Source organism: Nostoc sp. 'Peltigera membranacea cyanobiont' 213, assembly GCF_002245975.1.
In the GTDB taxonomy this organism is placed as follows: domain Bacteria; phylum Cyanobacteriota; class Cyanobacteriia; order Cyanobacteriales; family Nostocaceae; genus Nostoc.
Genome location: NZ_NOLI01000277.1, coordinates 1 through 4,163, shown reverse-complemented (window position 1 = coordinate 4,163; position 4,163 = coordinate 1). Strand labels below are relative to the sequence as shown.

The 4,163-nt window shown below is 42.0% G+C and carries 5 protein-coding genes and 1 pseudogene; 3 read left to right on the top strand and 3 right to left on the bottom strand.

All coding sequences use genetic code 11. The features are described 5' to 3' along the window. Positions 1-62 precede the first annotated feature (62 nt). Positions 63-314: a hypothetical protein gene (locus CDG77_RS33810; protein ID WP_094333521.1), complete on the bottom strand. Its 252-nt coding sequence runs from the start codon at positions 312-314 to the stop codon at positions 63-65. 201 nt (positions 315-515) lie between these two features. Here CDG77_RS33810 and CDG77_RS33805 point away from each other — a divergent pair, with 201 nt between their 5' ends. The 3 genes and pseudogenes from CDG77_RS33805 to CDG77_RS33795 all read left to right on the top strand — a co-directional run bounded on the left by CDG77_RS33805 (position 516) and on the right by CDG77_RS33795 (position 1,390). After that, positions 516-860 carry a hypothetical protein gene (locus CDG77_RS33805; protein ID WP_223270131.1) on the top strand — a complete coding sequence of 115 codons (345 nt, stop codon included), beginning with the start codon at positions 516-518 and terminating at the stop codon, positions 858-860. A gap of 147 nt (positions 861-1,007) precedes the next feature. Then, a pseudogene (locus CDG77_RS39265) lies at positions 1,008-1,181 on the top strand (DUF6888 family protein). Further along, on the top strand, positions 1,178-1,390 hold the full coding sequence (locus tag CDG77_RS33795) for a DUF6887 family protein (RefSeq protein ID WP_094333519.1): 213 nt from the start codon (positions 1,178-1,180) through the stop codon (positions 1,388-1,390). The pseudogene CDG77_RS39265 and the gene CDG77_RS33795 overlap by 4 nt, the downstream one beginning before the upstream one ends. 188 nt (positions 1,391-1,578) lie before the next feature. On the opposite strand, the gene CDG77_RS33790 is transcribed toward CDG77_RS33795, so the two are convergent. Both CDG77_RS33790 and CDG77_RS33785 read right to left on the bottom strand, forming a co-directional pair. Next, entirely contained in the window at positions 1,579-3,618 is a 2,040-nt protein-coding gene (locus CDG77_RS33790) for an SUMF1/EgtB/PvdO family nonheme iron enzyme (RefSeq protein ID WP_094333518.1), read from the bottom strand. A gap of 1 nt (position 3,619) precedes the next feature. After that, positions 3,620-4,015, bottom strand: a complete 396-nt coding sequence (locus tag CDG77_RS33785; RefSeq protein ID WP_094333517.1) for a Pepco domain-containing protein — start codon at positions 4,013-4,015, stop codon at positions 3,620-3,622. Between the last annotated feature and the right edge of the window lie 148 nt (positions 4,016-4,163).

Genomic DNA, 4,163 nt, shown 5'->3' with positions numbered 1-4,163 from the left:
CCCCAACCCCCTCCCCGCAAGCGATGAGGGGGCTATGATGTACTTCATGTGATTAGGAAATGCTATAAATCACGTCTTTGTAAACTATATAAAAGCTTTGCGACTTCAAAACCAGCTTTTGCAACTTCAAAACCAGCTTTTGCAACTTCAAAACCAGCTTTTGCAACTTCAAAACCAGCTTTTGCGACTTCAAAACCAGCTTTTGCGACTTCAAAACCAGCTTTTGCGACTTCAAAACCAGCTTTTGCGACTTCAAAACTAGCTTTTGCGACTTCAAAACTAGCTTTTGCGACTTCAAAACTAGCTTTTCTCAACGAATTTCAGCAAATATACCCGCATCTATCTAGTTGGCTAATGCCATCCAATGCTTTTATTTTTCTGTAACTTCACTGTGGCTAGTGCATCTGCTTGTTGCGTATTTTGATGATATATAAATAACTCAGTGTATAAGATCGGGGTTATTTATAAATTAATCCAAACAGGAAAACTATATGACGCAACGTAAACGAAACTCTATGTCACTGACCAAAGCTGAACGACGGATTGAAGGAATGCAGACAATTAACCCTCAGTTAGACTTTAGTAATGGGTTTTCAATTGCTACTTACAACACTAAAGTAATTGAGTTACGAGAAAAGCTAGCCGCTTATAATCAAGCACAAACAATAGTAGATAAGACACACAATGCATTAATAGAAGCAGAACGTGAGTTGAATACTTATTCTGAGCAAATGCTGTTGAATGTTGCATCTCGCTATGGCAAAAATAGTGATGAGTATGAGATGGCTGGTGGAACGCGCAGATCAGACCGTAAGAAACCACGTCTAGTAGTAAACCAAACAGTCCTAAATCAGTCGTGAACAATAAGATCCCCGACTTCTTAAAGAAGTCGGGGATCTGAGTCTCTCGATTTTCACAACTCATTTAGGATTGCTATAGATGGTTTGATATTTTCCCCTTACCTGCTATTTTGATTCCAAGCTATGCGGTTATGAGGTATACAAATCTTGCCAACTGCTGAACAAGGCATCAGGTGTGTCATACTATGTCAATCTTTGACCAATACATTCACTCCTATTTACATTGTCCGCCTCGATGAATAAACAGGTCATGTGTTTATTTTGGCAGGAGATAACATAGAGATAGAAATCTATCGCAATGGTCTTTGGAGGTTCTTGTGATTGAGCCAGAATTTAGCAGCATGAGCAAAACTGAGTTAAGAGCCTTCGTCATTGCTCACCCCGACAACAAAGCAGCGTTTCGTGCTTTTGTTGACCGCTTTACATCTGAAGCGTCTCCAGAGACTTTTGATATCCCAAAATCGAATGCTGAGATTGAAGAAGTTGAAATTTTGATTAGACAAAAATTAGAACAATTAAAAACGAGCTAGATTTTAGAAGTTTCTTTTAAATGTTGCAAAACTAATTGAGTCGAACAACTGTTCGGTTTTGCAACCTACCAAGCTATCCGACTCGGTTTTATATTCGGAGGTTGTCGCCTTCCTCACTGCTTCAGGTCTGGACTCCCTGATGTACGCTCGATAAATTCCCATTTATCAACTCTGACTTTGGGGAGTACTCACGCCACAGCCACCGCCACCACGCGAAAACCAACATTGTTGTTACGATTCGTGCGCGCGTTCCAAGGGCGAGCGGCAGAACGGCAATAACTGACATCCTTGACCCAACTACCGCCACGCAGCAGCTTTCTGTTATTATCTTTACCAGTCAGCCACGCACTACCATCTTTTGGCGCACCCTGGTAATTCTCATTATATACATCTAGACACCATTCCCATGCATTACCATGCATATCGTATAAACCGAAAGAGTTAGGCGGAAATTTTCCTACATCTGTTGTTTGTTGACGATATTCCCCTTTTGGTGCAGAGCCGTAAGGATAGCGACCATCGTAGTTAACTAAATCTGTGGTAATCGTTTCGCCAAAATAGAATGGAGTCTTGGTTCCAGCACGACAAGCATATTCCCATTCTGCTTCACTGGGTAGCCTGTAGGTGTGTTCTGTGTTCTTCTGACTCAACTTTTTACAAAACTCTACCGCCTCATCCCAACTAACTAGTTCTACAGGTCGTTTTTCACCTTTAAATTGAGAAGGATTTATCCTCATAATTGCTTGATACTGTGCTTGGGTGATTTCATATTTACCCATGAAGAACCCAGGCACTTTTACCTGATGCTGTGGACTTTCATCTTCATATCTTCCTGCTTCTCCCTCCGGCGAACCCATCATAAAGGTTCCTCCTGGTATCTGCACCATTTCCAGGGTGATACCATTTCCTAAGTTTTCAACAAAGTCTTTTGCGTCACTGGTAATGCGCTTGGTGATGTTTACCTGTACATTTCCTGGTGTTTGATTGGTGTTGCTTGGGCTGGTTTTTCCTGAATCAAATGGCCAAAAATGTGGTATTGCAATTGTCAAACCCAACCCAGCAACTGCAAATCCAGCAGTTTGAATTACACGTCGTCGTGACCAGTTAGGTAATATTAGGTTTGATGGCGAAGCAGGTGTTGAAGGTGTTGAAATAGTAGATATTGGAAATTGCCCCGCACCAGAAGTCTGAGTATTATTAATCGGGGATGGTGGGGTTGGCTTGGAAGTTGGAATTTGAGGAGGTTTACTTATAGGTGTATTTGTGACTGACTTAGATGCTTGTGGAATTGTTTGCTGAGGTAAATCAGGAATTGCAGAACTATTTCGCAACCGTTCAATTCTTTGTAAACTTCTCACCGCCTCCATATCTTGCCCTGAAGCCGCAGCTAATACCCGAATCCATAATTGCTCTGCTAAATCTAAATTCCTGTTTACTTCTGCTTGGTAAGCATCATTTTTTAACGTGGCAATATCCGCTAGAGTTGCATATCGCGACACAAGTATTAGGTGGGATTTATTAACAGGTTCAGCAATCACATAAGGCGTTTGCCTTGTATTCTTATACTGGCGAACCAGTTCAGGCACACGAAATTTGAGATATTGCTCCAAGCGTTCAACAGTAGCGCATTTACCTTGAATTCCTAACCCTTCTAGCAATGCAGTGGTAAAAGCACCTTGTTGTAAAGCCTCAATTTCATAAGAATACTCCTGGGGAATACAAGAAAAAATGCTGATAACTCCTTGTTGACGTGCTTCTTCTGCGGTTTGTCGCCCAATTCCTTCACCTGTTTTTTTGCCTTCATTGCGACAAGCATCCAGAATCAAGACAACATTATCAGCACCGCAGCGACGCAGACGTTCACTCACAAAATTAATCGCAATTGCCGTATTTTCAATATCCTCTGGATCGCCATCACAGGGCATGAGATAATCACGGTCAGCGTATCTTATCCCATGACCACTGAAGAAAAACCAGAAATTATCCCCTGCTCCCATAAAAGGATTGTCAAATAACTGCCGCAAGACTCGCAGCAAGTTAGTGCGAGTTGGGCGAGTCGATTTTCCAGCAAGTTCAGGGGAGTCATCAGAGAAGAAGAATATCCGCTCAAAACCGGCTTCATTGCTCAGAAACTCCTGCATTAACAGTGCATCCCGCTTGGCATAGTTTAGCGGTTGCAGATAATCATACTGGTTAATTCCGATCGCGATCGCCCAATTTTTTGCCATCTCACTGTGATTCTTGGCGCTTAAACTTCAGCTTAATCGCTCCTTTAGTCCCAGCTTTGGCACCATTACCAATTAATTTAACTTCCCCATCTGCACTAATCTCCACCGATAGCTCAATTTCATCTAGCTGCATTCTGGAGTTAACTTTTGCTTGCTGTTCAGGTTGACTAAACAAACTTCCCACAACTTTGAGAAAGTGAGTCATATTTTGCTCTAATGTTTGAGCGCTAACCTTAACGGCATCCCTTACCCCTTTGCTACCAGTACTTTCGGGGATAGTTTCATCTCCCCAACTGCCTCTATTAATACTCCCGCCTTTAACACCGTCAGGAATCGATATTTGCGGCGTTTCATCCGTCACAATCCAAATGCGATCGTCTTGAGGTGTTTCTGACATATTACTTTAATTATTTACATTAAATTTTCCCACAAATACAGATACAAGGGTAAGAATAGCGATTCCGATTAGGGACTTCCAACAAATAAATTATCCAATCTTGTGGGGTGGGCATCTTGCCCGCCCTCTTTAACTGGGCGGGCAAGAT